Origin of the sequence: Nocardia sp. NPDC023733, from assembly GCF_040639775.1 — a bacterium.
GTDB lineage: Bacteria > Actinomycetota > Actinomycetes > Mycobacteriales > Mycobacteriaceae > Nocardia > Nocardia rosealba.
The window spans coordinates 690,605-716,544 of record NZ_JBFAAN010000002.1 but is presented as its reverse complement, the minus strand read 5'-3'; the positions used below and the strand labels follow the sequence as shown (position 1 = coordinate 716,544).

General features: G+C 68.6%; 20 protein-coding genes and 1 tRNA gene. 13 read left to right on the top strand and 8 right to left on the bottom strand.

Features of this window, described 5'->3' with window-relative positions; translation table 11 throughout:
* Positions 1-77: 77 nt before the first annotated feature.
* From AB0F86_RS14720 to AB0F86_RS14695, 6 genes are all read left to right on the top strand, one after another.
* Positions 78-569 carry a helix-turn-helix domain-containing protein gene (locus AB0F86_RS14720; RefSeq protein ID WP_181700353.1) on the top strand — a complete coding sequence of 164 codons (492 nt, stop codon included), beginning with the start codon at positions 78-80 and terminating at the stop codon, positions 567-569.
* A 97-nt stretch (positions 570-666) separates the two neighbouring features.
* Complete coding sequence (locus AB0F86_RS14715; RefSeq protein WP_357171681.1) at positions 667-2,292, top strand: acyl-CoA synthetase; 1,626 nt, start codon at positions 667-669, stop codon at positions 2,290-2,292.
* Positions 2,293-2,420: 128 nt separating this feature from the next.
* Positions 2,421-4,079, top strand: a complete 1,659-nt coding sequence (locus AB0F86_RS14710) for an acyl-CoA synthetase (RefSeq protein ID WP_356986619.1) — start codon at positions 2,421-2,423, stop codon at positions 4,077-4,079.
* 49 nt (positions 4,080-4,128) lie between these two features.
* Complete coding sequence (locus AB0F86_RS14705) at positions 4,129-4,683, top strand: hypothetical protein (protein ID WP_356986621.1); 555 nt, start codon at positions 4,129-4,131, stop codon at positions 4,681-4,683.
* A 446-nt stretch (positions 4,684-5,129) separates the two neighbouring features.
* On the top strand, positions 5,130-6,569 hold the full coding sequence (locus AB0F86_RS14700) for a PepSY-associated TM helix domain-containing protein (protein ID WP_356986622.1): 1,440 nt from the start codon (positions 5,130-5,132) through the stop codon (positions 6,567-6,569).
* Positions 6,570-6,680: 111 nt separating this feature from the next.
* Positions 6,681-8,261, top strand: coding sequence for an alkaline phosphatase D family protein (locus tag AB0F86_RS14695; RefSeq protein WP_356986624.1), 1,581 nt, complete (start codon positions 6,681-6,683; stop codon positions 8,259-8,261).
* On the opposite strand, the gene AB0F86_RS14690 is transcribed toward AB0F86_RS14695, so the two are convergent.
* The 3 genes from AB0F86_RS14690 to galK all read right to left on the bottom strand — a co-directional run bounded on the left by AB0F86_RS14690 (position 8,258) and on the right by galK (position 11,470).
* A complete protein-coding gene (locus tag AB0F86_RS14690; protein WP_356986626.1) occupies positions 8,258-8,500 on the bottom strand; it encodes a hypothetical protein in 243 nt (80 codons plus the stop codon). The genes AB0F86_RS14695 and AB0F86_RS14690 overlap by 4 nt on opposite strands.
* A 12-nt stretch (positions 8,501-8,512) precedes the next feature.
* A complete protein-coding gene (locus AB0F86_RS14685) occupies positions 8,513-10,204 on the bottom strand; it encodes a sodium:solute symporter family protein (protein WP_356986627.1) in 1,692 nt (563 codons plus the stop codon).
* A gap of 153 nt (positions 10,205-10,357) precedes the next feature.
* Positions 10,358-11,470 (bottom strand): galactokinase, encoded by a 1,113-nt coding sequence (gene galK, locus AB0F86_RS14680; RefSeq protein WP_356986628.1) that lies wholly within the window; start codon positions 11,468-11,470, stop codon positions 10,358-10,360.
* A 263-nt stretch (positions 11,471-11,733) separates the two neighbouring features.
* Between galK and AB0F86_RS14675 the strand changes: the two genes are divergently transcribed.
* Entirely contained in the window at positions 11,734-13,236 is a 1,503-nt protein-coding gene (locus AB0F86_RS14675; protein ID WP_356986630.1) for a GGDEF domain-containing protein, read from the top strand.
* 4 nt (positions 13,237-13,240) lie between these two features.
* On the opposite strand, the gene AB0F86_RS14670 is transcribed toward AB0F86_RS14675, so the two are convergent.
* Together AB0F86_RS14670 and AB0F86_RS14665 are read right to left on the bottom strand one after the other, a co-directional pair.
* Entirely contained in the window at positions 13,241-14,002 is a 762-nt protein-coding gene (locus tag AB0F86_RS14670) for a DUF6319 family protein (protein ID WP_067491611.1), read from the bottom strand.
* A gap of 138 nt (positions 14,003-14,140) precedes the next feature.
* Entirely contained in the window at positions 14,141-15,316 is a 1,176-nt protein-coding gene (locus tag AB0F86_RS14665; RefSeq protein WP_356986632.1) for an alpha-hydroxy-acid oxidizing protein, read from the bottom strand.
* A gap of 122 nt (positions 15,317-15,438) precedes the next feature.
* Between AB0F86_RS14665 and AB0F86_RS14660 the strand changes: the two genes are divergently transcribed.
* The 5 genes from AB0F86_RS14660 (at position 15,439) to AB0F86_RS14640 (ending at position 20,209) form a co-directional block, all read left to right on the top strand.
* The gene (locus tag AB0F86_RS14660; RefSeq protein WP_181700380.1) at positions 15,439-15,648 is read left to right on the top strand and encodes a hypothetical protein; all 210 of its coding nucleotides are present in this window, start codon (positions 15,439-15,441) and stop codon (positions 15,646-15,648) included.
* A gap of 283 nt (positions 15,649-15,931) precedes the next feature.
* Positions 15,932-16,699 (top strand): DeoR/GlpR family DNA-binding transcription regulator, encoded by a 768-nt coding sequence (locus AB0F86_RS14655; protein ID WP_356986659.1) that lies wholly within the window; start codon positions 15,932-15,934, stop codon positions 16,697-16,699.
* Positions 16,696-17,679 carry a 1-phosphofructokinase family hexose kinase gene (locus tag AB0F86_RS14650; RefSeq protein WP_356986634.1) on the top strand — a complete coding sequence of 328 codons (984 nt, stop codon included), beginning with the start codon at positions 16,696-16,698 and terminating at the stop codon, positions 17,677-17,679. Before AB0F86_RS14655 ends, AB0F86_RS14650 begins: the two co-directional genes overlap by 4 nt.
* 45 nt (positions 17,680-17,724) lie before the next feature.
* Positions 17,725-19,920 carry a fructose-specific PTS transporter subunit EIIC gene (locus tag AB0F86_RS14645; RefSeq protein WP_356986636.1) on the top strand — a complete coding sequence of 732 codons (2,196 nt, stop codon included), beginning with the start codon at positions 17,725-17,727 and terminating at the stop codon, positions 19,918-19,920.
* Between the two features lie 31 nt (positions 19,921-19,951).
* Positions 19,952-20,209, top strand: coding sequence for an HPr family phosphocarrier protein (locus tag AB0F86_RS14640; protein WP_067491599.1), 258 nt, complete (start codon positions 19,952-19,954; stop codon positions 20,207-20,209).
* A gap of 70 nt (positions 20,210-20,279) precedes the next feature.
* On the opposite strand, the gene AB0F86_RS14635 is transcribed toward AB0F86_RS14640, so the two are convergent.
* Together AB0F86_RS14635 and AB0F86_RS14630 are read right to left on the bottom strand one after the other, a co-directional pair.
* Positions 20,280-21,632, bottom strand: coding sequence for a lipase family protein (locus tag AB0F86_RS14635; RefSeq protein ID WP_356986637.1), 1,353 nt, complete (start codon positions 21,630-21,632; stop codon positions 20,280-20,282).
* Between the two features lie 223 nt (positions 21,633-21,855).
* Positions 21,856-21,929 (bottom strand) — tRNA-Met (locus AB0F86_RS14630).
* Positions 21,930-22,282: 353 nt separating this feature from the next.
* Between AB0F86_RS14630 and AB0F86_RS14625 the strand changes: the two genes are divergently transcribed.
* The gene (locus AB0F86_RS14625) at positions 22,283-22,831 is read left to right on the top strand and encodes a transglycosylase family protein (protein WP_181700389.1); all 549 of its coding nucleotides are present in this window, start codon (positions 22,283-22,285) and stop codon (positions 22,829-22,831) included.
* 67 nt (positions 22,832-22,898) lie between these two features.
* Here the strand turns inward: AB0F86_RS14625 and AB0F86_RS14620 are convergent, their stop codons facing one another.
* The gene (locus tag AB0F86_RS14620; protein WP_356986638.1) at positions 22,899-25,880 is read right to left on the bottom strand and encodes a UPF0182 family protein; all 2,982 of its coding nucleotides are present in this window, start codon (positions 25,878-25,880) and stop codon (positions 22,899-22,901) included.
* Positions 25,881-25,940 lie beyond the last annotated feature (60 nt).

Sequence of the window (25,940 nt, the reverse complement as noted above, 5' to 3'; positions counted from 1 at the left end):
GACACCCCGGGCCCGCACGGTCCCGGGGTGTTCGCGTCGGGGCAACGGCGGGCCCGGCGGTGGCGTAGGTTGACCGCGTGGATCTGGACGAGCGACTCGAGGCATTGGAGCGGCGGGTCGCCGCCCTCGAAGGCACCGCGCACACCGACGAGCGGCTGCCCTGGGCGGTGGCGCGGTTGCGCGCGGAATTCGACGACGCGGGCGACCGCAACGGCGGCGTCCTGCTGGCAGGCGCGCTGAAGCTGCCGACGGGTGAGCGGGTGGACTGGCAGGCGCAGTACGCCACCGACGCCATCGTCGGCGACATCTGGACCATCGAAGCCGCCAATTGCCTTGCCGCCCTTGCCGATCCCGTACGCCTGCGACTGCTCCGCGAGATCGTGTACGGTCGCCGCACCGCCGCGGACCTGGCAGCCATCGCCGAATTGGGCACCTCGGCCGAGATCTATCAGCATCTGCGTCAACTGGCCGCGGTCGGCTGGTTGCAGACCGCGGGTCTCGGCCGCTTCGAGGTGCCCGAGGGCAGGTTGGTTCCGCTGCTCGCCGCGCTGGCCAGCGCGCAGCGATGATTGGGAATTGTCCCAATTGCCCTGATTTGCCACTGTGACGCAGGCCACCACACTGCTACCGTGAGCATCGAGACAAACGATGTGTGGAGGTAGTCGAGTGAACGTGGCCCATCTTCTCGAAACGGTGAAAGCCCTCGGTGTTCTGCGTTCGCGTGGCGTCTCCGATCCCACCAAGCCGCTCGAGACCCTGCGGACGATGAAAGAGTCCAAGATCTACGGCCCGCAGGCCACCCTGGTCCGGCACTCCGCCCGCGTCGCCCCCGAGCAGGTCGCCCTGGCCGACGAACGCGGCGAACTCACCTACCGCGAACTCGACGACCAGTCCACGGCGGTGGCCCGTGGTCTACAGGCGGCCGGGATCAGCGAGGGCATGGTGATCGCGGTCCTGGCGCGCGACCATCGCGGTCTGATCATGTCGATGATCGCCGCGGGCAAGCTCGGAGCGCGCATCGCGCTGATGAACACCGGGTTCGCCAAACCGCAGTTCGCCGAGGTGTGCGAGCGCGAGAAGGTGCGCGCGGTCCTGCACGACAGCGAGTTCCTCGGCCTGCTCGACGCACTACCCGCGGACCTGCCGCGCTACCTCACCTGGGTCGACGAGGGCGCCGAGATCCCGGCGGGCGCAACCACTTTCGACGACCTGATCGCCGCCGACTCCGCCGAGCCGCTGCCCGCGCCGAGCAAGCCGGGCGGTTTCATCATCCTCACCAGCGGCACCACCGGCCTGCCCAAGGGCGCGCCGCGCACCAAGGTGACGCCGATGGCCACCGCGCAGTTCGTCGACCGGGTGCCCTTCCCCAAGCGCGGCGTGATGATGATCGTCTCGCCGATCTTCCACAGCACGGGTCTGGGTACCTGGCTGGTCGGCACCATCCTGTCGAACAAGATCGTGATGCGGCGCCGCTTCGACGCCGAGGCCACGCTGGCCTCGATCGCCGAGCACAAGGTGGAGATGCTGGTCTGCGTGCCGACGATGCTGCACCGGATGACCGAGCTGCCCGCCGAGGTCCGCGCGAAATACGACCTGTCGTCGCTGAAGGTCATCCTGTTCGCCGGGTCGGCGCTCACCCCGGAGCTGTGCATCCGGGCCACCGAGGTGTTCGGGCCGGTGCTCTACAACCTCTACGGCTCCACCGAGGTGGCCATCGCCTCCATCGCCAACCCCGCCGAGCTGGCGGAGGCGCCGGGCACGGTCGGCCGCTCCCCCATCACCTGCGAGGTCCGCCTCTACGACGAGCACGACCAGCCGGTCCGCGAACCCGGCGCCAAGGGCCGGATCTTCGTGCGCAGCGGTGCCCCGTTCGAGGGCTACACCGACGGCAGGCACAAGCAGATCATCGACGGTTTCATGTCCAGCGGCGACATGGGCCATTTCACCGAGTCCGGCCTGCTCATGGTCGACGGCCGCGACGACGACATGATCGTCTCCGGCGGCGAGAACGTCTACCCGCAGGAGGTGGAGAACCTGCTGATCGAGCACCCGCAGGTTTTCGATGTGGCGGTGGTCGGCGTCGACGACCCCGAGTTCGGAAAACGCCTGCGCGCCTTCGTCGTTCCCGAGTCCGGCCACACGCCCGACGCCGCCGCGCTGCAGGCCCACGTGAAGGAGAACCTGGCCCGCTTCAAGGTGCCGCGCGAGGTGGTGTTCGTCGAGGAACTGCCCCGTAATGCCACCGGCAAGATCCTGCGCCGGGTGCTCATCGACTATGAGGTGTCACAGTGATGGCTCAGCGCTGAGACGGGCGACACAGTAAGAGCGTCGTGCTTGCTATTGTTAGCACCAGCACTGGATCTCGAAGACGCGGTCCGGCCCCGCGGTGACGCGGGCTCGGTCTGCCGAAAGGCTGTTCGATGTCTCTGTCTCTGCCCGCGCTAGGCGGCACGGCTCGACGCGCGGGCGATTTCGCCCTCGGTGTCAAGGTCATGGTCGACCGCAAGCTGTTCAACCCGCTGCGTCTCGACCATGCCGCGCGCTCGTTCCGCAATGTGTCGAAATTCGGCCCGTTCGCCGGTGTGGTCATGCACGCCGCCCAGACGCGACCCGGTGCGGGCGCGATCGTCGACGAACGCGGTGAGCTCACCTTCGGGCTGCTCGACGAGCAGTCGAGCGCCCTGGCTCGTGGGCTGCGCGCCAGTGGCATCAGCGAGGGCGATGTGATCGCCGTGCTGGCGCGTGACCACCGTGGCATGGTGCTGAGCCTGCTCGCGGCGGGCAAGCTCGGCGTGCGCGCGGTCCTGATGAACACCGGCTTCGCCAAACCGCAGTTCGCCGACGTGGCCACCCGCGAGAAGGTCAAGGCGGTGCTGCACGACAGCGAGTTCATGGATCTCATGAGCGCCATTCCCGCCGAGATTCCGCGCATCCTGACCTGGGTCGACGAGGCGCACGGTGTCGACCCGTCGATCCCGACGGTCGAGTCGCTGATCTCGGGGCGCTCGGTGGAACCGCTGACCCCGCCGAGCAAGCCGGGCGGCATGGTCATCCTGACCAGCGGCACCACCGGCACCCCCAAGGGTGCCCCGCGCGACAAGGTGAGCCCGTTCGCGTCGGCCCAGTTCGTCGACCGCGTGCCGCTGCCCTACAACGGCACGATGATCATGGCGGCCCCGATCTTCCACGGCACCGGTCTGTCGCAGTTCACCCTCGGTCTGGCGCTGGGCAACCGGGTGATCTTCCAGCAGCGCAAGTTCGACCCCGAACAGACCCTGGTCAATATCGTGAAGTACCAGGCGGATTCGCTGGTCGTGGTCCCGACGATGCTGCAGCGCATCCTCGACCTGGACGAGAAGATCCTGGCGAAGTACGACCCGTCCACGATCAAGGTGATCTTCGCGGCGGGCTCGGCCATCGCACCCGATGTGGTGACCCGCTGCCTGGACTACTTCGGCGACAGCCTCTACAACCTCTACGGTTCCACCGAATGCGCGGTGATGACCGTGGCTACCCCGGAGGATCTGCGCAAGTCGCCGACCACCGCGGGCAAGCCGCCGGTCGGTATCCGCATCGTGCTGCTCGACGAGAACCGCAAGCCCATCACCGAGCCGAACGTCACCGGCACGATCTTCGTGGACAACGGTTTCGCCTTCACCGGTTACACCGACGGCCGGACCAAGGAGATGGTCGACGGCATGATGTCCAGCGGTGACGTCGGCCATTTCGACGCCGACGGCCTGCTCTACATCGACGGTCGCGACGACGACATGATCGTGTCCGGCGGTGAGAACGTCTTCCCGCTCGAGGTGGAGAACCTCATCGCGGGCCGCCACGACGTGTTCGAAGCGGCCGTGGTCGGTGTCGACGACCGCGACTACGGCAAGCGTCTGCGCGCCTTCGTCGTGCCCGGGCCCGACTCCGCTCGGGATGCCGACGAGATCAAGGACTTCGTGCGCCAGAACCTGGCCCGCTACAAGGTGCCGCGCGAAGTGATCTTCCTCGACGAACTCCCCCGCAACGCGACCGGCAAGCTGCTGCGTAAGCCGCTGATCGAGATGGACATCGACGGGCAGTGATCCCGTCGCACCGTCGGGACCCGTCTCGGCGGTGCTTTATCATCGGCCGGTGATCATCGAGTTCCGGCAGGCGTCCGCGCCGTCGCGTGCCCTCGGCGCGCGCGTGCGCGGTGCCTGTGCGGGCTCGATGTCGGGTGCGTTGTCGCTGGCCGCCCACGGGCTGGCCGCCGGGAGCGCGATGCCGGGCAGCACCACGGTCGTGCTGCTGGCGGCGGTGTCGGCCGTGGTCGGTGCGCTGGTGGCCGGGCCGGTGCGTCACGGTGCGCTCGGGCTCGCGGCGGTGCTGCTGGGTGGTCAACTCGTGGGTCACACCACGATGAGCTGGTCCGGTCACGGACACCACGTGGAGGATTCGCTCGGCCTCGGCATGCTCACGGCGCACACTGTCGCGGCGGTGCTCGCCGCGGCGGTCGTCATCGGCGCCGAAGCCGCTTACCGCGCCGTGGGCGCCCTGCTGGCCCGTGCCCTCCCCCAGCGCTACCGCGCCCCGCGCATTCCCGGTCGCGCACCTCTGCGCCTGACCCACCGCGATCGCGTCATTCTGCGCGTTCTCACAGCGCGATCGCTGCGCACCCGAGCCCCGCCTCTCGCCTTCGCCTTCTGACCTTTTCCCCGGTGCGCGCATTCTCGTGCACTGGTCACCAATGCATGCCCCCGTACTCGGCGGCTGTGAGTCTCGTCGGCCGACTGGCTTCGTGCGCGACCGCTCGTCTTGTTCGCGGAGGTCGGTGCGCTCGCACAGCTCCGCTCTGGCGGCTCATCGTGGTCGGCGGCTGGAAGCTCCCCTCACGGCGTCGGCCACTGTGGCTCGCACAGCGGCGGCCGAGGCATGCCGCGCGAAGTCGTTCGGTGGGCTCGTGCCGGACAACTCCGACTTCGTGTCGGCGGAGCGCCCGGGCCGGCGAAAGCCGCGGTGGCTCGTGTCTTCCAGCGCGGATGTCGATTCTGCGCGAGCTGCCGAGGCCTACCTCGGCGAGAGCGCTCGAACATGCGGTGGCTGCTGCTCGCGATGGTGAACACCGGGCTTCACTACTTCAGAAACGAATGATGATGAGTATTACCGATATTCGTCCGGCCGAGAGTTCGGTCGCGGACGGTGAGCGGACTCCTCGCGCACGGCGCGGGATGCGGGTCGCTCCGTTGGCCATGCGGCTGCATTTCTACGCGGGGTTCTTCGTCGCCCCGTTCATCCTGATCGCGGCGCTCACCGGCGCGCTGTATGCGATCGCGCCGACGATCGAAGGGTTCGTGTCGCGGGATCTGCTTCAGGTGCAGACCTCCGGGCCGGATCAGGCATTGTCGGCGCAGGTGGGCGCGGCGGTCGCCGGCAAGCCCGACCTGGCCTTGGTGGCTGTCGCCCCGGCCGCGACCGACGGTGAAACCACGCGGGTGTTGTTCAACGATCCTTCGCTGGGTGATTCCGAACGTCTCTCGGTGTTCGTCGACCCGCACACCGCCCAGCCGGTGGGCGAGGCCGTCGTCTACGGCAGTGGTGGCGCGCTGCCGTTGCGTGCCTGGCTCAGCGAGTTCCACCGGAGCCTGCACCTGGGTGAACCCGGTCGGCTCTACAGCGAACTCGCGGCCTCCTGGCTGTGGGTGATCGCCCTGTTCGGGCTGGTGCTGTGGGTGAACCGGGTGCGCAAGCGTCGCGCGCGCAACGGTGCCCGGTGGCTGGTGGCGCCGGATCTCTCGCAGCCGAGACGCCGGAAGATGAACTGGCACGGCGCGATCGGTGTGTGGACGCTCCCGGTGGTCCTGTTGCTCTCGGCGACGGGTCTGACCTGGTCGGTCTATGCCGGTGAGAACGTGACGAAGCTGCGTGAGGAAATGAGCTGGACCACCCCGGCTGTCAGCGTCGCGCTCCCGGGCGCGCAGGCACCGGCCACCGCCGGCGGCGACCACCACAGCGGCGGCACCACCACACCGGCCCCAGCCGACCAGAGCGCCCGCATCGTCCAACTCGATCGGGTTTACGAGGCCGCGCGTGCCAACGGCATCACCCAGGCCGCCGAGATCACTGTTCCGGCGGAATCGGACGCCGCTTTCGGAGTCAAGGAGTTGCGCCAGCCGGGCACCTACACAATCGACTCCGTCGCGGTCGACGGCGACGGGACGGTCACCGATCGGCTCGCCTACGCCGACTGGCCGCTGATGGCAAAGCTCACCAACTGGGGTATCGCCTTCCACATGGGGCTGCTGTTCGGCGTGGTCAACCAGCTGTTGCTGCTGGCGATCATGCTCGGTCTCGTGGTCATGATCGTCCTGGGTTACCGGATGTGGTGGCAGCGGCGGCCCACCCGCGCGGGCTCGTTGCCGATGCCCCCGCGGCGCGGAGTGCTGCGCAAGACGTCGCTGTGGATCACGGTTCCGCTCGTCGCGGCGGCCGTGGTGATCGGGTGGTTCGTGCCCCTGCTCGGGTTGAGCCTGCTGGGGTTCTTCCTGATCGACGTGGCGCTCGGCCTGGCCGCCCGCGCCTACCCGAACAGCTGAGTGCGCTGTCGGCGAGGTGGAACCGCCTCGCCGACAGCCGCTTTCGGCCCGGCGACCAGCTCTTTCCCCGCGTGCACGGTCTGCCCGGCGCGGGATGCTTAGGATCGGGGCATGGCGATCGACCGGCGGCAATTCCTCCGATACGGCGCGACCGGGTCGATCGTGGCGGCGGTCGGGGTGTCGGCGGCGAGCAGCGCACCGTTTCCCGCGCGACGCTTCCTGGGCGAACCGTTCTCCCTCGGCGTGGCATCCGGCGAACCGACACCCGACGGCGTGGTGCTGTGGACCCGGCTCGCCCCCGACCCGCTGGCCCCCGACGGGTACGGCGGCATGCCGGTCGACCCGGTGACGGTCGACTACGAGGTCGCCGAGGACGAACGATTCAGCAAGGTCGTCGTCCGGGGTTCGGCGGTGGCCACCCGTGCGCTCGGGCACAGCGTGCATCCCGAGGTGACCGGTCTGGCGCCGGATCGCTGGTACTACTACCGCTTCCGCGCGGGCTCGGCCATCTCACCGGTCGGACGCACCCGCACCGCGCCGCCGCCGGACCGGTCGACGCAGCGGATGCGATTCGCGTTCGCCTCGTGCCAGTCGTGGAGCTCGGGTTACTACACCGCTTATGAACACATGGCCGCCGAGGACCTCGATCTCGTCGTCCACCTGGGCGACTACATCTACGAGTCCTCGTGGGTGGTCGCCCGGCGCGGTGTGAAGCTGCCGCCGCAGCTCGAGGGCGAAGCGGTCGACCTCGCCGGATACCGGCTGCGCTATGCCCAGGCCAAGGCCGAAACGCCCCTGCAAGCCGCCCACGCCGCGTTCCCCTGGCTGGTCACCTTCGACGACCACGAACTCGACAACAACTGGGCCGGTGAGCATCCCGGCCTCGGCAACGACGTGCACCGCCTGCCGTTCCTGTTCCGGCGCCGCAAAGCCGCCGCGTTCCAGGCGATGTACGAGCATCAGCCGATGCGTCTGGCCCAGCTCCCGTCGGGTTCGTCGATCCGACTGCATCGCCGCTACCGCTTCGGTGACCTGGCCGAATTCACCATGATCGACACCAGGCAGTACCGCGACGAGCAAGCCTGCGGCGACGGCAAAGCGGTGCTCGACTGCGCCGACCGGTACTCCACCGGGCGCTCGATTCTCGGTGCGGCCCAGCGTGACTGGCTCGTCGACGGTTTCGCCGCGTCCACCGCACGCTGGCAGATCCTCGGCAACCAGGTCGCCATGGCCGAATCCGACTACGATCCCGGCCCGGATCTGCTGCTCGGCACCGACGCCTGGGACGGCTATATCGCCGACCGCAATGCGGTGCTCGGCGCCGCCGTCGACCACGACGTGGCCAACCTGGTGGTGATCACCGGTGACCGGCACGAGAACTACGTCGCCGACCTGCACCGCGACTACACCGATCCCGAATCACCGGTGGTGGCCACCGAATTCACGGGCACCTCGATCAGTACGGGCGGCGACGGCGAGGACTTCCCCGACGCCGGCCGTGCCCTGCTGGCCGCCAACCCGCACATGCGGTTCTACAACAAGCAACGCGGCTATGTGCGGGTGGAGCTGGACCATCAGCTGTGGCGCAACGACTTCCGGGTCGTGCCGTACGTGCGTTCGCCGGGCGCGCCCATCAGCACCCGCGCCAGTTTCGTCGTGCAGGACGGCATTCCCGGCACGATCGAGGCCTAGTGGGTGAAGTCCTCCAGCGTCTGCTCGGGCACCTCGGGCACCTGCACGGGACGCAGCAGCGCCCAGCCGACGAATACCACTGCCACCCCGGCCATTCCGAGACCGGCCCACAGATTCACGTCGACCCCACCGGTTTTCGCCTCCTGAGCGGCGGAGTCCTGCAGCAGCGAGGTGACCACGAGCACGACACCGTAGAGGCCGAGCAGGGCACCGATGATGGTGCGGATATCGAAAAGCATTGCGACGACCCCTTATCCGATGACGATATTGAGCGCGATCACCAGCACGAGCGCGATCCCGGCGAGCAGGACCGGGCGCTGATACCAGGGCAGCGAGTCGGCGTCGGCGTCGGTGCGCAGCGCCTTGGGGGTCTCCGAATACACCAGGCCCACCAGTTCGGCGGCCGGCTTCGGCCGGGTCACCATCGTCACCGCCACGCTGACGACGATATCGACGACGAAGGCCACCCCCGCGGCGACGAAACTGGCGCCCTGCCCCGACAGCGAGGTCACCCCCGTCTCGTTGAGCACGAATACCACGATGGCGGCCAGCGTGCCGCTGACCAGGCCGATCCAGCCCGCGGCCGCGGTCATCCGCTTCCACAGCATGCCGAGGATGAAGGTGGCGAACAGCGGCGCGTTGAAGAAGCTGAACAGCGTCTGCAGGTAGTCCATCATGTTGCTGAACCCGCCCGCGATGAACGCGGTGAAGATCGCCGCCACCGTCGCACCGACCGTGGCCAGCCGGCCGACCCGCAGGTAATAGCCGTCGGACCGGTCCTTGCGCACGTACTGCTGCCACAGATCGAAACTGAACACGGTGTTGAACGCGGAGATATTGGCCGCCATGCCCGCCATGAATGCCGCGAGCAGACCGGCCAGCCCCACGCCGAGCAACCCGTTGGGCAGCACCTCTTTCATCAGGAACAGCAGCGCCTGGTTGTAGGTGACATCGCCCTCGAAGTCCGGGTTCGCGGCGACCTGCTGCTTGTACTCGATCATCTGCGGGACGAGGACCGCGCTGATCATGCCGGGGATCACCACGATCAGCGGGATGAACATCTTCGGGTAGGCGCCGATGATCGGCGTGCGCTGCGCGGCCGCGATCGAATGTGTGGCGAGGGCTCGCTGCACCTCCACGAAATTGGTCGTCCAGTAACCGAACGACAGCACGAAGCCGAGGCCGAACACGATGCCCATGATCGAGGCGAAGTTGTCGGTGAACCCGCTCATCGCGTTGCCCGGCCAGGTCTGCAACTGGTCGGCGCCGCCCGGTGACGCACTCACCTTGTCCTGCAACCCGTCCCAGCCGCCGACCCGATGCAGCCCGACGAGGGTGAGCGGCAGCAGCGCGGCGACGATGACGAAGAACTGCAGTACCTCGTTGTAGATCGCGGCCGAGAGCCCACCGAGGGTGACATACGACAGCACGATCACCGCGGCGACCGCCACCGAGATCCACAGTGGCCAGCCGAGCAGCACATTCAGGATGGTGCCGAGCAGATAGAGGTTCACCCCGGCGATCAGCACCTGCGCCACGGCGAAACTCAGCGCGTTCACCAGATGCGCGCCGGTGCCGAAGCGCCGGCGCATGAACTCCGGCACCGAACGCACCTTGGATCCGTAGTAGAACGGCATCATCACCACGCCCAGGAACAGCATGGCGGGCACGGCGCCGATCCAGAAGTAGTTGAACGTGGGGAAGCCGTACTGAGCGCCGTTGGCCGACATGCCCATGATCTCCACCGCGCCCAAGTTGGCGGAGATGAAGGCGAGGCCCGTCACCCAGGCGGGCAGCGACCGGCCGGACAGGAAGAAGTCGACGCTGGAGGACACCCGACTGCGCGCGATCAGGCCGATGCCGAGGACGAAGACGAAATACAGGGCGACCAGCGCGTAATCGACCGGAGCCGCGTCCAGTCGAAGCGAATTAGCAAGCGGCACAGTGGATCCCTCCTGAACTGGGAACCGGGCGGCGTAGAGCGTCGTTCACACGGCGCGGGCTGCGACGCCCGCCGAACTGTTTTCGGTTGGTACCACTGTGCGTGATCGTGCCCCGCGTCACACCCGAAACGGGGTGAACAATTGGGCAACCGTTCAATCCAGTTTGCGGGCGCCCGCCCCTGGTTCGGCCGTGATCACCCGGGGCGCGGCCAGGCCGGCGGCCGCGAAGCGCCGCCCGATCGCGGCGCCGATCCGGTCGGCGTCGGTGCGTTCGACCAGGGCGAGCACGCTGCCGCCGAAACCGCCGCCGACCATCCGCGCACCGTAGGCGCCCGCGTCGAGTGCCGCGTCGACGGCGAGGTCGAGCGCCGGTGTCGAGACTTCGAAATCGTCGCGCAGTGACCGGTGGGAGGCGGTGAGCAGGGGACCGATGGCGCGCGGGTCGGCGCCGGAACGTAAGCGGGTGACCACATCGAGGACGCGATCGTTCTCGGTGACGACGTGGGTAGCCCTGCGGCGCAGCACCGGATCGTGCAGGCGGGCCATGTTCAGCTCGGTGGCGTCACGCAGGGCGTGCACGCCGAGGACGGCGGCGGCCGCCGCGCATTCGTTTCGCCGCTCGGCGTAGCCGCCGTCGGCCAGGTCGTGTGGGTGACCGGTGTCGGCGACGATCAGCGCCAGCCCCGCGGCCCGCAGGTCGAACGGGATCTGTTCCACCGCACCGGCTTCGCCGTTCAGGTAGGCACGCACATCGAGGAACAGGGCGTGGCCCTCGGTGCACAGGATGGCGGCGGACTGGTCGAGGATGCCGGTCGGCACACCGGCGAAACCGTTCTCGGCCGCACGCGCGATCCGCACCATCGCCCGGTCGTCGAGGCCGGGCGCGAACAGGTCGCGCAGGGCGACGGTCACCGCGCAACACAACGCCGCCGAACTCGACAGACCCGCACCGATCGGCACCGCGCCGTCGATTTCGAGATCGACCCCGGGGATCGGGCGTCCACCCGCGACGAACTCGCACACCACACCGAGCGGGTAGCGCGCCCAGCCGGGCAGCTGATCGCGTTGCCCGGCAAGATCATCCAGGGCCAGTTCGACGGCCTCACCCGGCCGCTGTGCCGACTCGACCCGCACCCGGCCGTCCGTACGCGTCCCGGCCGCACACACCACCCCGAGCGACAACGCGATCGGCAGCACGAACCCGTCGTTGTAGTCGGTGTGCTCGCCGATGATGTTGACCCGGCCCGGCGCGATCCACCTGTCCACCCACACTCCCTTCTCACCGCCCCCGCTCACCACCCCTGCGGACCATCAAACACCGTCTACCCGCGCGGCAGCCGAATCCCCATCGCGACGGCGCGGGACGTGTCATGATCGACTCAGTTGTAAAGGTTTTTCAGCGTCGGCGCGCCCGCCGGCCGGGAATTCCACTCGGACAACGACACTCGGTGCTCCTCGGCCGACACCCCGAACCGAATTCCCCGGCTCCACGTTTTCTCGGCGCGTCGCGGCGGATCGAGGGGGATCTGATGAAGGTCGGCACAGCACATCGGGGTGGTACGCGCTGGTGGACGCCCTCGCTCGGCGCGGTGGGTGTCATCGCGATCGCGCCGCTGCTCGGTGGGCGCCCCCTGTCGTTCCTGCTGCTCCTGATCGTGGCCCCGGGCAGTCTGACGATGATCGGCATCGGTCTGCGCCGGTTCCGGCCCGCCAACCGGCTGCCGTGGTGTCTGCTCGCCACGTCCATCCCCCTTTTCGCCGCAGGAACCACGATTCGCGAACTGGAAACGCACGCCACCTGGCATCCGGCCGACGATCTGAGCACCCTGGCCGCCTACGTGTGCCTCGCGCTGGCCGCCGTCGGCTGGTTGCAGCCGCGCAGGCTCTCCGGCGCATGCGACTCCTGGCTCGACTCGACCCTTATCGGGATCAGCGCGCTGCTCACCTCGTGGACGTTCCTGATCTCGCCGATTCTGCGCCACAACAGCGGTGTCGACGCGGTGATCGCCACCAGCTACCCGGTGATCGACGCACTGCTGCTCACAGCACTGGCGCACTCGCTCGTGACCGTCGCCCGGTCGGACATCGCCTTGCGGCTGTTGCACGCGGCACTGCTCGCGGTGCTGGTCTCGGGTGTGGTCGAAAGCTTCTCGGCCGCAGGCTTTCTCGCGCCTCAGAGCGCATTCGGCCTGGTGCCGCACCAGCTGGCCTATCTGCTGGCGGGACTGGCCGCGCTGCACCCGACGATGGACGTGAGCCGCGACGGCGCCGAAGCCCATCCGCACCGCTCCCGCAGGCGGGCGGGCGTGATCGCGGTGGCCCTGGTCGGCGCCTCGCTGATGAGCGTGGTCGGCACCGACCTCGGCACGGGCGACCGGATGGTGATCTGCCTGCTGCTCACCTCGCTGCTGGTCGGGGTGCTCGTACGCAGCGAACGCGCCATCGCCCGCAGCCAATTCAGCGAACGCCGCGCCCAGTACCGGGCCGACCACGACGTGCTCACCGGACTGCTCAACCGGGCCGCACTGCTGCGCGCACCGCAGCGGCTGCGCACGCAATGGGCGGGAAAACCGTTGTGCCTGCTGTTCATCGACCTCGACGGCTTCAAGATGGTCAACGACAGTTACGGCCACGCGATCGGCGACGAGCTGATCGCGCGGGCCGCGTCCCGCATCCGTCGCACGGCGCGGCGCACCGACGTGACCGCACGCTACGGCGGCGACGAATTCGTCGTCCTCTCCCCGCGCACTCGCGCCGAGGCCGCGGTCCTCGCCGAACATCTGCTCGGCGCGTTCGTGCGCCCCTTCGAGCTGAGCTGCGGGGAAATCCCCATCACCGCCAGTATCGGGGTGGCGTGCGTGCGCACCCGGCCCAGCGACACCACCGTCTACGACCTGATCCGCGAAGCGGACGCGGCCATGTACCACGCCAAGGAGCACCGCCTCGGCCTGACCTTTCACGACGACATGCACCGGCCGGGCTTCCGGCGGGCGCTGCGCCGCGCCGCCGACCCGACGAGTACAGCGGTGTGAGGTGTCAGTCCCCTAGTTCGGCGAGCAGCCTTTTGGCCGCCTCCAGTTCGGCCTGCAGCTGAGCCACCTTGGCCTGCTGCACCTCCCGCGCGGCTTCCAGGATCCCGGCGACCACTTCCTCGACCTCCGGGTGCAGGATCTTGGCCGCCTGGGCGACCGCGCCGCTGTTCACGGCGAGCCCCTTGACGCTGCGCTTCTTGCCGTTGACGACGTCGACGGTCCATTCGCCGTCGGCGGTGCCGGTGAGCGTGACGGTGACCTCGGGTGCCTTGGGCTTGCGCGCCGCCGTGGCCTTGGCCGGACGCGGCGCCGCCGGTTTCGCTGCGGCGGTGGCCTCGTCGGGCACGGGCGCGAGCGAACGCGGCGCGGCGGGCTTCGGCGCGGCACTCGGCGGAGACGAGGGCTGGGTCACGGGGGTGTCCTTTCGGTTGCTCGGCTCGGGAACGTGGTGCGTGGCGGGCTTGGCGCCGCCGGGCGCAACGGTAGTCCCGCGGGCCGGCTTGGTCAGCGTCACCTCGCTCGGGCCGAACGAGAGCACATCTTTGGAACCGGTCGGGCGCACCTGCAGGAAGTCGCCGTCGGCCGGGTCACCGAGCGCGACGATCTTGCCGGACTTGCCCTCCTCGATGCCGACGGCCGCAGAGGTGAACCACACCATCGGCGGTTTGCCCTCGGCCAGCTCGCCTGCGATGCGCGCGAGCTCGGCCTCGGACAGGACCGGAGGAGCTGATCGACGGGATGCGGACTTGGTGCTCGGCGAGGACATCGTGGACTCCGGGAGGTTGGTGCGTGCTAGAGCGTGGTGTGCCCCTGATGATGCCGCACCCCACCGACAAGTTCCGGTCGAGGCCGTTGCCCTGCCCCCAAAACCCGCCCCGGGAGCGGATTCTGGGGGCCGAGGACCTCAGCGGCGGGTGGCGTTGCCGTGGATGCTCGGGCGGATGTTCGCGCGCACGGCGGCCACATCGGGGTAGCCGTTGACGGCCAGCAGCAGGTCGGCTTCGGCGGCGTAGGCCCGCAGCAGATGCACCAGACCGCGTACCCCGCCCAGGGCCAGCGCGTAGACGTAGGGCCTGCCGATACCGACCATCGTCGCACCGAGTCCGAGCGCCTTCACCACGTCGGCGCCCGAGCGGACACCGGAGTCGAACAGCACCGGCACCCGGCCGTCACACGCGGCGGCGACCTCGGGCAGGGTTTCCAGCGCGCTCAGCCCGCCGTTGGCCTGGCGCCCACCGTGATTGGAGCAGTAGATACCGTCGGCGCCGAGGTCGATGGCGCGGCGCGCGTCGTCGGGATGCGAGATGCCCTTGAGGATCAGTGGCAGGTCGGTGAGCGAGCGCAGCCAGGTCAGGTCTTCCCAGGTCAGCGAGTGACCGAAGGTCGAAACCCAGTGCAGCACAATCATCTTCGGGTCGTCGGAACCGACCATCGCCTGGAATACCGGGTCGCTGGTGTAGTTCTTCAGCACATGCCCACGCAGCTGCGGGAAGTTGCCGCTGGACAGGTCGCGGGGACGCCAGCCGGGCACCCAGGTGTCGAGGGTGACGGTGATGCCCGCGTAACCCGCGGCTTCGGCGCGGTGCACGAGGCTTTCCGCGAGTTCGCGGTTCTTGGGGGTGTAGAGCTGGAAGAACGAGGGGGTGTCGCCCGCATGCGGGCGGACCTCTTCCAGGGGGTCTTCCATCAGCGTCGAATACATGGCGGGCACACCGGTTTTCGCCGATGCCTGGGCGACCGCGATGTCACCGTGCCCCTGCTCGCCGACCAGACCGATCACACCGACCGGCGCCAGGAACAATGGGCTGGCGAAGGTGTGCCCGAACGCGCTGACGGTGAGGTCGCGTTCGGTCGCGCCGACCAGCATGCGCGGCAGCAGCCCCCAGTCGGCGAAGGCTTCGGCATTGCGGCGCTGGGTGAGCTCGTCACCGGCGCCCCCGGCGATGTAATGCAGCAGCGTATCGGGCAGGGCGGCGGTGGCCTTACGCTCGAGAGTGGCGTAGTCCATGGGGAATTCGGGCAGAACGCCCCCGAGCGCGGTGAGATAGATCTCGTTCTGATAGTCGGCGAACTGACTCATCGCTGAACTTTCGCACGCGACCCGCCCTCGCGCGCCGCCGGGGCCATGTAAGGTGCGTCATACTCCAACGTAGGCAGCACCTACCCCCAGCAGCGCGTTCCGAGATTGTGAGTGCCCCTGTCGTGACCGTCGTCGAACACTCGGCCGCTCCCGCCGATCCGGATGCAGCACTGGCCAAGCGCATCAACTGCGACCGCGTGCGCCACCTGACCCGGCTCGCCCTCGGCCTGTCGCAGGATTCGATGGATCTGCTCACCTCGGTCACCGATCGACTACGCGCCGCCGAAGGTGCGTTACGCGATCCACTCACCAGCGACCTCGGCTTCGACTGACCCTCCCTCTGGATCCGAGCCCTCGACGCTCGACCATTCCGGCTCCCGCGCCGTAGCGCGCGCAGCCATGCGCAGGCCCCATCGTGCGGCCCACCTCGGGCCCCTGATCGTGCGGCCGCCTCGTGTTCTGCCCGCGTGATGCGGATGTATCTCTCGCCCCGGCTGCGGCGGCATCGTCATGCCCGTCGGCAACGATTGTGACTCGGCTCACCAAAAGTCGTTGACAAAGCCACATAACTGGGCATAAAACAACATGAGTACACATTCACGAACCGGAGGAACCATGTACGCCGAGGAACGGCAGCAGGCCATCGCGACCCTCATCGGGCAGCACGGTCGCGTCTCCGTCGCCGAACTCGCCGACAAATACGGGGTGACCACCGAAACCGTCCGCCGCGACCTGGCCGTACTCGACCGGCTCGGCCTGATCCGGCGAGTACACGGCGGAGCCGTCGGAGCGGGCGCGCTCACCACCATCGAGCTGGGCACCGTCGAACGCGACAGCACCCGCGCCGCCGAGAAGGACCGCATCGCCGAACTGGCCCAGCGCTACCTGCCCGCGTCCGGTGGCAGCGTGCTGTTCGACGCGGGCACGACGACCTCGCGGGTAGCGGCCGCCCTGCCGGTCGATCTGGATCTGGTCGCCGTCACCAACTCGCTGCCCGTCGCCACGCGCCTCACCGGGTACGCCGGGGTGCGGACGCATCTGCTCGGTGGGCGCGTGCGCGGTGTCACCCAGGCCGCAGTCGGGGCCGAAACCCTGCGCGTACTCGGCGAATTGCGCGTCGATATCGCGTTTCTCGGCACCAACGCGCTCACCGTTCGGCACGGGCTGTCCACCCCCGACCCGGAGGAGGCCGCCGTGAAGCGGGCCATGATCGCGGCCGCCGACCGTGTGGTCGTCGTCGCCGACGCCTCCAAGATCGGGCGGGAGGACTTGGTGAGCTTCGGTACCACCGCTGATATCGACGTGCTTGTCACCGACACCGACATTCCGTCCGCCGCACACGACAAACTGATCGCCGAGGGAATCGAAGTGGTGCTCGCATGATCGTCACACTGACCGCGAACCCGAGTGTCGACCGGACGGTGACACTCACCGAACCGCTGCGCCGAGGGCAGGTGCACCGCGCGGCGAACGTCAATTCCCAGCCCGGGGGCAAGGGCGTCAACGTGGCACGCGTGCTCACCTCGGGCGGGGTGTCCGCGCTGGCCGTACTGCCGGGCACCGAGGACGACCCGGTGGTGAGCGGATTGCGCGGCGCGGGCATCGCGTTCCGTGCCGTGCCGACCGGTGGCGCCCCACGGACCAATCTCACGATCGCCGAAATCGACGGCACCACAACGAAAATCAACGAACCCGGGCATCCGCTGCGAGCACCGGAACTCGACGCACTCGCCGGCGCGCTGGCAGAAGCAGCCGCAGGCGCTTCGTGGGTTGTGCTGTCCGGTTCGTTGCCGCCCGGCGTGCCCGTGGATTGGTACGCGCGGCTCGTGGGCGAGCTGTCGGCCACCGGATCGGCCAGGATCGCGGTCGACACGTCCGAGGCGCCCTTGCTCGCCCTGTTCGACGAACCAGGCTCTGCCGTACCGGATCTCATCAAACCGAACAGCGAGGAGCTGGCCCAGCTCACGGGGCTCGACGCCGTCGACCTCGAGAATCCCACGGCAGCGGCGCAGGCCGCCACGTCACTGATCGAGCACGGCGTCGGTGCCGTGCTCGCCACCCTCGGCGCGGCGGGAGCGGTGCTGGTCACCGCCGAGGGCGCCTGGTTCGCCGGTGCGCCGCCGATCGTCGCGCGCAGCACGGTCGGTGCGGGCGATTCCGCACTGGCCGGGTACCTGCTCGCCGACCTGGCGGGCCTCGACCCGGCCGATCGGCTGCGCGCCGCCGTCGCCTACGGCAGCGCCGCCACCGCGCTGCCCGGTACGGAACTGCCGGGGCCAGCCGACATCCTGCTCGAAGCCGTCATGGCCCACCCGCTCCCGGACGTGCTGCCGAAGGCACTGGGCGACACCGCGACCAGCTGACCTCCCGTTCGATCCCGCTCCACCCGACACCGGAAAGACACGACGATGGCCGATTCGATCATCACCCAAGACCTGGTCACCCTCGGCGCCGACTTCGGCGCCGACAAGCAATCGGTCATCACCGCACTGGCAGGCAAGCTGGCCGAGCAGGGCCGGGCCACCGACGCGGCCGCCGTGAGCGAGGCCGCGCTGAACCGGGAGGCCCAATCGGCGACCGGGTTACCCGGCGGCATCGCCATCCCGCACTGCCGGGCGAGCGCGGTCACCGCACCCTCGCTCGCCTTCGCCCGCCTCGCCCCCGGCGTCGACTTCGGTGCGCCCGACGGACCGGCCGACCTGGTGTTCCTCATCGCCGCCCCCGAAGGCGCGGGTGCGGACCACATGAAGCTCCTGTCGTCCCTGGCCCGGGCGCTGGTCCGCCCTGCCTTCGTCAACGACCTTCGCTCGGCCGCCACGCCCGCCGAGGTTGTCGCATTGGTCGACGGGGTGATCAATCCCCCGCCTGCGTCCAGCGCCCCCACGGCCACGGGTGCGGGCGTTTCGACAGCGGGCGCGACCAGTGCCACTGGTGCGGCATCAACGGCAGCCGACACGACCGATGCTGTCGGTGCGGGTGGGGCCACTGCCTCATCGTCCGGCGCGGGCGCGACCGATACGGGAGGGACTGCCGCATCCGGTGAAGATGCTGCTGACTCATCCGATGCCGCCGGTCATGCGGAATCGAGCGGTGACGCGGGTACCCCTGCTGACGCGACCGACCTGAACAAGTCGGCGACACCGACGAAGATCGTGGCGGTCACGGCGTGCCCGACCGGCATCGCCCACACCTATATGGCCGCCGATTCCCTCGCCGCCGCCGCCGAGCGGGCAGGTGTCGACCTCGCGGTGGAGACGCAGGGATCCAGCGGTGGGGCCAAGCTCGATCCGGGAACCATCACCGGCGCCGACGCGGTCATCTTCGCCACCGATGTGGGAGTGAAGGATCGGAGCCGGTTCGCGGGGAAACCGGTCATCGAATCCGGTGTGAAGCGGGCTATCAACGAACCGGACACAATGATCGCCGAGGCGGTCGCGGCCGCACGGACCCCCGGCGCCGCCACGGTCGGCGGGGCAGCAGCACCCACGACGGGTGAGCCGGCGGCCAAGGGCATCGGCTGGGGTACGCGGCTGCGGCAGATCCTGCTGACCGGCGTGAGCTACATGATCCCGTTCGTCGCGGCGGGCGGTCTGCTGATCGCGTTGAGTTTCCTGCTCGGCGGTTACGAGATCTCCGACAGCGCCAAAGACATCGTGCTGAACAACTCGCTCACCGACCTGCCCGACGGCGGTCTGGCCACCTATTTCGCCGCCGTGCTCAACCAGATCGGTGTGCTCGCGTTCGGCTTCCTCGTTCCGGCGCTGGCCGGGTATATCGCCTTCGCCATCGCCGACCGGCCCGGTCTGGCACCGGGCTTCACGGCGGGCGCGATCGCTCTTGTCGTCGGCGCGGGCTTCCTCGGCGGCCTCGTCGGTGGTCTGATCGGTGGTTTCGCGGCGCTGTGGGTGAGCAAGCTGCCCGTTCCGACGTGGGCGCGTGGATTGATGCCCGTGGTGGTGATTCCGTTGCTGGCGTCGCTGATCGTCGGTGTGCTGATGTTCGTGTTGCTCGGCAAGCCGCTGGCGGCGGTCACCGACGCGCTCACCGACTGGCTCGGCGGTCTTTCGGGTAGTTCGGCGATCGCGCTCGGGGTGATCCTCGGCGTGATGATGTGCTTCGATCTCGGCGGGCCGGTGAACAAGGCGGCCTACTCGTTCGCCGCCGCGGGCCTGTCGGTCACCGACAACACCACCTTGCGGATCATGGCCGCGGTGATGGCGGCGGGCATGGTTCCGCCGCTGGCGATGGCGCTGTCGACAACGCTGCGGCCCCGCCTCTACACCGCGGCCGAGCGGGAGAACGGCAAGGCGGCCTGGCTGCTCGGCGCCTCGTTCATCTCCGAGGGCGCCATCCCGTTCGCCGCGGCCGACCCGCTGCGGGTGCTGCCGTCGATGATGGTCGGCGGCGCGGTGACCGGCGGCATGGTCATGGCCACCGAGGTCACCTTGAGCGCACCGCACGGCGGGATCTTCGTGTTCTTCGCCATCGGTCACGTGCTGTGGTTCATCGTGTCGGTGCTGGCGGGCACGGTCGTCGGCGCCGCCTGCGTCACCCTCGCCAAGGAGCTCACCGGCAAGAAGTCCCCTGCTCTCACCACCGCGTAAGAACGTCACCTCGCACAACAAGGAGAAACCCATGCCAAGCACCACCGTCACCGTCGGCTCCTCGGTCGGCCTGCACGCGCGCCCCGCCGCCCTGATCGCGGAGGCGGTCGGTGCGGCGGGCGTGCCCGTCACCATCGCGCTCACGGGTGGCGATCCGGTCGATGCCGGGTCGGCGCTGATGATCATGACCCTCGGCGCGGGTCAGGGCGCGGAGGTCGTCATCAGCTCCGACGATCAGCCGACCCTCGACAAGATCGCGGAACTGGTGGCCAGCGACCTCGACGCCTGACCACACGCTCTACCGCCGACGGCGCCGACTCCCACCAGGGGCGGCGCCGTCGGCTTTGTCGCGGCCACGGTCAGGGGCACTCCCGCGGCGCTGGTGTCCCGGCCAGCCGGGCATCCATCCACTCCATCGCACCGGACCAACCGGCCATCATCCCGAGACTGTGTTCAGTGGGCAACGACCGGAAGACCACTTGCGTATCGCCTGCGCAGTGCCGCCTGGCGACGGCGAGACCCTGCTCCGGTGGTACGCCGAAATCGAATTGCCCGTGATAGATGTACAGCGGCGCGTCGGCGGTGCGGCCGCTCAGGTCGGTGCGCGTGAAGATCTCCCGGATCGCGTCGGAGGCGAGCGGGTTCGGTGGTGACATCCCGACGTCCACCGGCAGGCCGAGCAGACCGAGCGGGCCGTTGCTGTCACCGCAGAGGTCGCGGATCGGTGAGGTCGCCACCCACTGACCGAGATGGTTCAGCTGGGCGAGCAGGGTGGGGTGCTCGCGGGCTACGGCGAAGCCCGCGGCCATCAGGATTCCGGAGGCGAAGCTGCCGTTGAAGCGGGCGGCGATGGCGGGATAGTCGCTGATCAGCCCGCCCATGGCGACGCCGGCGAGCGCGTCGCCGAGTTCGGGTGCGTATTCGGGTTGCAGCACGGCGGTGCCGTAGGCGGCGATCGCGCCGCCGGAGTACCCGCCGACGGCGAACCGGCTGTCGCCGAATACCTCGGGGCGCACCGCACGCACCGCGCGGATCGCGTCGAGCACCGCGTGCCCGGCGACCGTCGGCTCCGCGTACGCCATCAACGGTCCCTCGTGATCGGGCACGAGCACCGCATGGCCGCGGTTCAGCGCCCAGGCCATCGTCGGTGGGAAGAGGTCGCCCATGTTGAATTTCGGGTGGGCACCGTGTGCGAGCCCGTATCCCGGCGTGCAGGTCGCGCCGAGCGAGTTGATCGGCAGGGCGTTGACCACCACCTGCCTGGTCATTCCGGACGGGGGCGCGGCAGCGGGAACGAGAAGCGTCGCGGTCGCGAAGGACGGCGCGCCCCGCGAGTCGGTTGTGCGGAATTTCAGCAGCAAGGCCTGCTGGATCGGCACGACCGCGAACGGCGCCGCCGTGGCTGTCACATCGCGCTGTTCGATGATCTCGCCCGGGCGCCGGTCCGCGAGGTCGGCGGGCCAGGCGTCGAACAGGGGGTCGCCGGTGGGGGTGGCGCGGGTGGCTTGCCACAGGGCGGCGACGTCGGCGGGCAGGTCCTTGACCAGTTGTGTGGACGCCGCGGGCAGCGAGGGGGCGGGCAGGACGTCGTCGACCAGCGACGGGCCTGCCCAAGCCGGGGCTGCCGTGAGCGCCGCCGCGACGGCGAGCGCGGCGATCGCGCAGGTTCGCAAACTACCGGGCCGCGACATGTGGTCCCTCCCCAGGAGCATCAGCCGAAGCGTGGGGCGGTCGACCTCACGCGGCCATCGAGGCCGTCTCGAACCTATGCCGGGGAATCCCTGGGGAACACGGTGTCGGCTACGTCCTTGTACATGTCACCGACGGTGAACAGCGGAAACGGTGACGGTCAACAGGGTCGGGAGACTCAGCCGCACGGCGCCTGGACATAAAAGAAGACGGTCCTGACCTTGTGGTCAGGACCGTCTTCGTTTGTAGCGGGGACAGGATTTGAACCTGCGACCTCTGGGTTATGAGCCCAGCGAGCTACCGAGCTGCTCCACCCCGCGTCGGTGAATACAACATTACACACGGGTTAGCGTAGATGCCAAATCGTCAGGTCAGGCCGGGTTTTTCGCGGTTGCGGAGCGATCTTCACGAACATGGGGACGCCGACGAAGCGTTCGATTGTGATGACCATCACCTGATTCTGGCCAAACCGGATCGCGCATCTGAACCAGTGACCGGGGTCACTATTTCGCCGTGATCTCGGGCACATAACGGTGCAATCACAAACCGCTCGGCGCTTATGTATTCCCGCCGGATACACCGCATAAACCTCGAAAAGGCGACTGTTCCAATCACACAATGAGTCCGTTATCAAGATGTGATCGGCGCGCAATTCTTGGTTAGCGTCTCCCCCATGACTGAAACCCGGAAATTCCGCACCCGTGCCCTCGGCGTCGCCGCCGTCACCGGCGCCCTGGTTGCCGTTCCGTTCAGCCTCGCCACCGGCACCGCCTCCGCCGCCGCCCACAACTGGGACGGCGTCGCCCAGTGCGAGAGCGGTGGCAACTGGGGCATCAACACCGGCAACGGTTACTACGGTGGCCTGCAGTTCTCGCAGAGCACCTGGGCTGCCAACGGCGGACAGGGCTCGGCCCACACCGCGAGCAAGGAAGAGCAGATCCGCGTCGCGGAGAACGTGCTCGCCACCCAGGGTGTCGGCGCGTGGCCGCACTGCGGCCGGTACCTGCAGGCCGCCGAGCCCGAGCCCATCCCGGCCCCCGTCGAGGAGCCTGCCGTCGAGCTCCCGGTCGAGCTGCCCGCCGAGGCCCCCAGCGAGGTGCGCGCCGCCGTCGACCAGGCCACCGCCGCGGGCCGTGCCCTGGCCGAGCAGTACGGTGTCGCAGGTCAGTACCAGGACCTGCTCAACGCCAACGCCCCGCTGATCGCGCAGATCGCCGGCTGATCCACTTTTCCCCCTGCAGCAAGAAGGCCCCGCCGATTCCGGCGGGGCCTTCTTGTGTCGCGAACCGTTACCGGCCGCCGGCGTCCTGGTAGGCCTGCACGGCCTTGTCCAGTTCCTCGAGCGCCTTACCGAAATCGGCGAAGTTGCCCGTGCGCATCGCGGTGCGCACCGCCTCGATCTTGCGGCTCAGCTCGGCCGCGGCGGCTTCCTGAGTCGGCGTCGACGGGGTGCCCGTCGCGGGCGGCGGCGGAACGACGCCACCGGCGGGCGGGGTCGAGCCCTGGTCGACCGGCGGGGTCGCCCCCGGTTTCGGCTTCACCGACGGGTCGCCGCCGAACGGTGTCGCCAGCGAACCGGCGCCCGGGATCACCTGATTGAGCGCGTCGGCGAGGGTCGCCGCGTAACCGACCTTCACACCGCCACCGGAGTCGCGGTAGCTCACCAGCACACGCAGCAGCTGCGGGAAGGTCGACGAACCCGTGTTGCGTTCGTTGTAGAACGGCTCCACGTACAGGATGCCGCCGTCGGCCACCGGCAGGGTGAGCAGATTGCCGTAGCGGATCTTGTTCGAGTTCGACAGCAGCGTCTTCTCCCGTGACACCGCGTCGGCGGTGGTCATCGAGTTCTGCGTCTGCTGCGGACCCTGCGTCTGCGTCTCGCCGGGCAGCTGCAGCACTGTGAACTTGCCGTAGCCCTCCGGGTCCGACCGCACCGAGATGTAGGCCGACAAATACTCGCGGTTGTAGCCGACCATCGAGGAGGTCAGGTTGAACACCGGCTTGTTGGTCTTCGGATCACCGAGCAACACGTAGTACGGCGGCTGGTTGAAGGTTCCGCCCTCGATCGTCGGATCGCTGGGCACCGACCAGAACGCGTTGTTGGTGAAGAACTCGCGCGGGTTGTCCACGTGGTACTTGGTGAGCATCTCGCGCTGCACCTTGAACAGGTCTTCCGGGTAGCGGAAGTGGGCGCGCAGTTCCGCCGAGATCTCGCTCTCCGGCTTCACAGCGTCGGGGAAGACGCCCTGCCAGGCGTTGAGCACCGGGTCGTTGGTGTCGGTCTCGTACAGGGTGACGGTGCCGTCGTAGGCGTCGACGGTGGCCTTCACCGAGTTGCGGATGTAGCTGACCTCCTTGCGCGGGATGGCCCGGCCGGTCTTCTTGTCGATGCTGTCCTCGACCGCGCCGTCGAGCGAGGTCGACTGCGCGTAGGGGTACTTGTCGAGGGTGGTGTAGGCATCGACGATCCACACGATGCGCTCACCGACGACCGCCGGGTAGGCGTTGCCGTCGGTGGTCAACCACGGCGCCACCTTCTGCACCCGGTCGCGCGGCGACCGGTTGAACAGGATCTTGGAGTCCTCGCTGATCGCCGAGGAGAACAGGATGTTGCGCTCGGCGTACTTGGCGGCGAAGGCCAACCGGTTGAACCAGTTGCCCACCGGCACGCCGCCGCTGCCGTCGTAGGTGAATTGCGCCGTGTCGGAGTCGTATTCGCGCGGTACCTCACCCTCGGCGGTACCGACGATGGCGTAGTCGGGGTCGGTCTGGGAGATCAGCTCGCCGAAGTAGATGCGCGGCTGGTCGACCTTGATCTGCTGCTTGTCCTTCTCGGTGAACAGGTCGCTCACCGTGAACAGCGGATAGCCCGAATCACTGCCACCCGAGGCGCTCTGCGCGTCGGACTGCGGCTTGTTCACCCGGTTGGCGGGCGCGGCGACGAAGCCGTTGCCGTGGGTGTAGACGGTGTGCTGGTTGATCCAGTCCTTCTGGTTACCCGACAGTGCCGCCGGATGCAGCTCACGCGCGGCGACGATGTAGTCCTGGAGCTCGCCGTTGACGTTGTAGCGGTCGATGTCGAGCGACTCCGGGAAGCCGTAGAAGTTCTTGCGCTGCTGCAGCTGGGTGAAGGTGGGCGAGAGGATGTTCGGGTCGAGCAGCCGGGCATTGCCGATGGTCGCCGCGTCGGCGGGCACCTCGAGCGGGCTCTTGGTGCTCACACCCTGGTAGTCGCGATACTCGACCTTGTCGTCGGTGATGCCGTACGCCTCGCGCGTGGCTTGGATATTGCGCTCGATGTACTGGCTTTCCTTCTCGGCGGCATTGGGTCGCACCGAGAACTGCTCAACGACCATCGGCCACACCGCGCCGACCAGGATCGAGGAGAGCACAAGCAGCGCCGCCGCCATCGCGGGCACCCGCAGATCGCGCAGCACGATGCCGGCGAAGAACGCGATCGCGCAGATCACCGCGATCGACAGCAGGATCAGTTTGGCGGGCAGTACCGCGTTGATATCGGTGAACGACGGACCGCTGAAGGTGGGTTCCTTGCGCGTGCTCGACAGCAGGTCGTACCGGTCGAACCAGTACGCCACGGCCTTGAGCAGCACGAAGATGCCGGCGATCACGGCCAGCTGCACCCGTGCGGCACGGGTGAGCGCGCCCTCGCGTCCGGCCAGACGCAGGCCGCCGAACACGTAGTGGGTCACCAGGTTCGCGAAGAACGCGATGACCACGGCGACGAACAGCCAGTTCAGCACCATCCGGTAGAACGGCAGGTCGAAGGTGTAGAACCCGATGTCGAGATGGAACTGCGGGTCCTGCTGACCGAAGTCGCCGCCGTGCAGGAACAGCTGCACCGTTGCCCAATTCGACTGCGCCACCAGGCCCGACAGCAGGCCGAGCAGCACCGGGATGCCGATGCCGAACCAGCGCAGCCGCGCCATCACGGTGGTGCGGTAGCGCGCGATCGGATCGTTTGGCCCGGCGACCGGTACGAACACCGGACGCGAACGGTAGGCGAGCAGCAGCGCCGCCCACACCACGAGCCCGACGAACAGGCCGATCACGACGAACAAGATGAATCTGGTGCGCAACACGCCCAGATACACACTGCGATAGCCGACCTCGCCGAACCACAACCAGTTGGTATAGGCGTCGGTGAGGCGGGGCCCGAGCAGCAGCAGCGCCGCGAGGACGACAGCCGTCACCAGCAGCACACGGCTGCGTCGGGACAACGAAGGTAAGCCGGTGGGGGGCCGCATGCCCACGGTGCCACTCTCCATGCTCCGGCGGTTCCGCGACCGATTCCGGGCGCGGACACCGCAGTC

What these genes read in the sequence shown, in the direction of transcription:
- AB0F86_RS14675 (WP_356986630.1), top strand. Translation starts at nt 11,734, where the DNA reads ATGAAGGTCGGCACAGCACATCGGGGTGGTACGCGCTGGTGGACGCCC.
- AB0F86_RS14650 (WP_356986634.1), top strand. Translation starts at nt 16,696, where the DNA reads ATGATCGTCACACTGACCGCGAACCCGAGTGTCGACCGGACGGTGACA.
- AB0F86_RS14670 (WP_067491611.1), bottom strand. Translation starts at nt 14,002, where the DNA reads ATGTCCTCGCCGAGCACCAAGTCCGCATCCCGTCGATCAGCTCCTCCG.
- AB0F86_RS14665 (WP_356986632.1), bottom strand. Translation starts at nt 15,316, where the DNA reads ATGAGTCAGTTCGCCGACTATCAGAACGAGATCTATCTCACCGCGCTC.
- AB0F86_RS14710 (WP_356986619.1), top strand. Translation starts at nt 2,421, where the DNA reads ATGTCTCTGTCTCTGCCCGCGCTAGGCGGCACGGCTCGACGCGCGGGC.
- AB0F86_RS14690 (WP_356986626.1), bottom strand. Translation starts at nt 8,500, where the DNA reads ATGCTTTTCGATATCCGCACCATCATCGGTGCCCTGCTCGGCCTCTAC.
- AB0F86_RS14640 (WP_067491599.1), top strand. Translation starts at nt 19,952, where the DNA reads ATGCCAAGCACCACCGTCACCGTCGGCTCCTCGGTCGGCCTGCACGCG.
- AB0F86_RS14645 (WP_356986636.1), top strand. Translation starts at nt 17,725, where the DNA reads ATGGCCGATTCGATCATCACCCAAGACCTGGTCACCCTCGGCGCCGAC.
- AB0F86_RS14695 (WP_356986624.1), top strand. Translation starts at nt 6,681, where the DNA reads ATGGCGATCGACCGGCGGCAATTCCTCCGATACGGCGCGACCGGGTCG.
- AB0F86_RS14655 (WP_356986659.1), top strand. Translation starts at nt 15,932, where the DNA reads ATGTACGCCGAGGAACGGCAGCAGGCCATCGCGACCCTCATCGGGCAG.
- AB0F86_RS14625 (WP_181700389.1), top strand. Translation starts at nt 22,283, where the DNA reads ATGACTGAAACCCGGAAATTCCGCACCCGTGCCCTCGGCGTCGCCGCC.
- AB0F86_RS14635 (WP_356986637.1), bottom strand. Translation starts at nt 21,632, where the DNA reads ATGCTCCTGGGGAGGGACCACATGTCGCGGCCCGGTAGTTTGCGAACC.
- AB0F86_RS14700 (WP_356986622.1), top strand. Translation starts at nt 5,130, where the DNA reads ATGAGTATTACCGATATTCGTCCGGCCGAGAGTTCGGTCGCGGACGGT.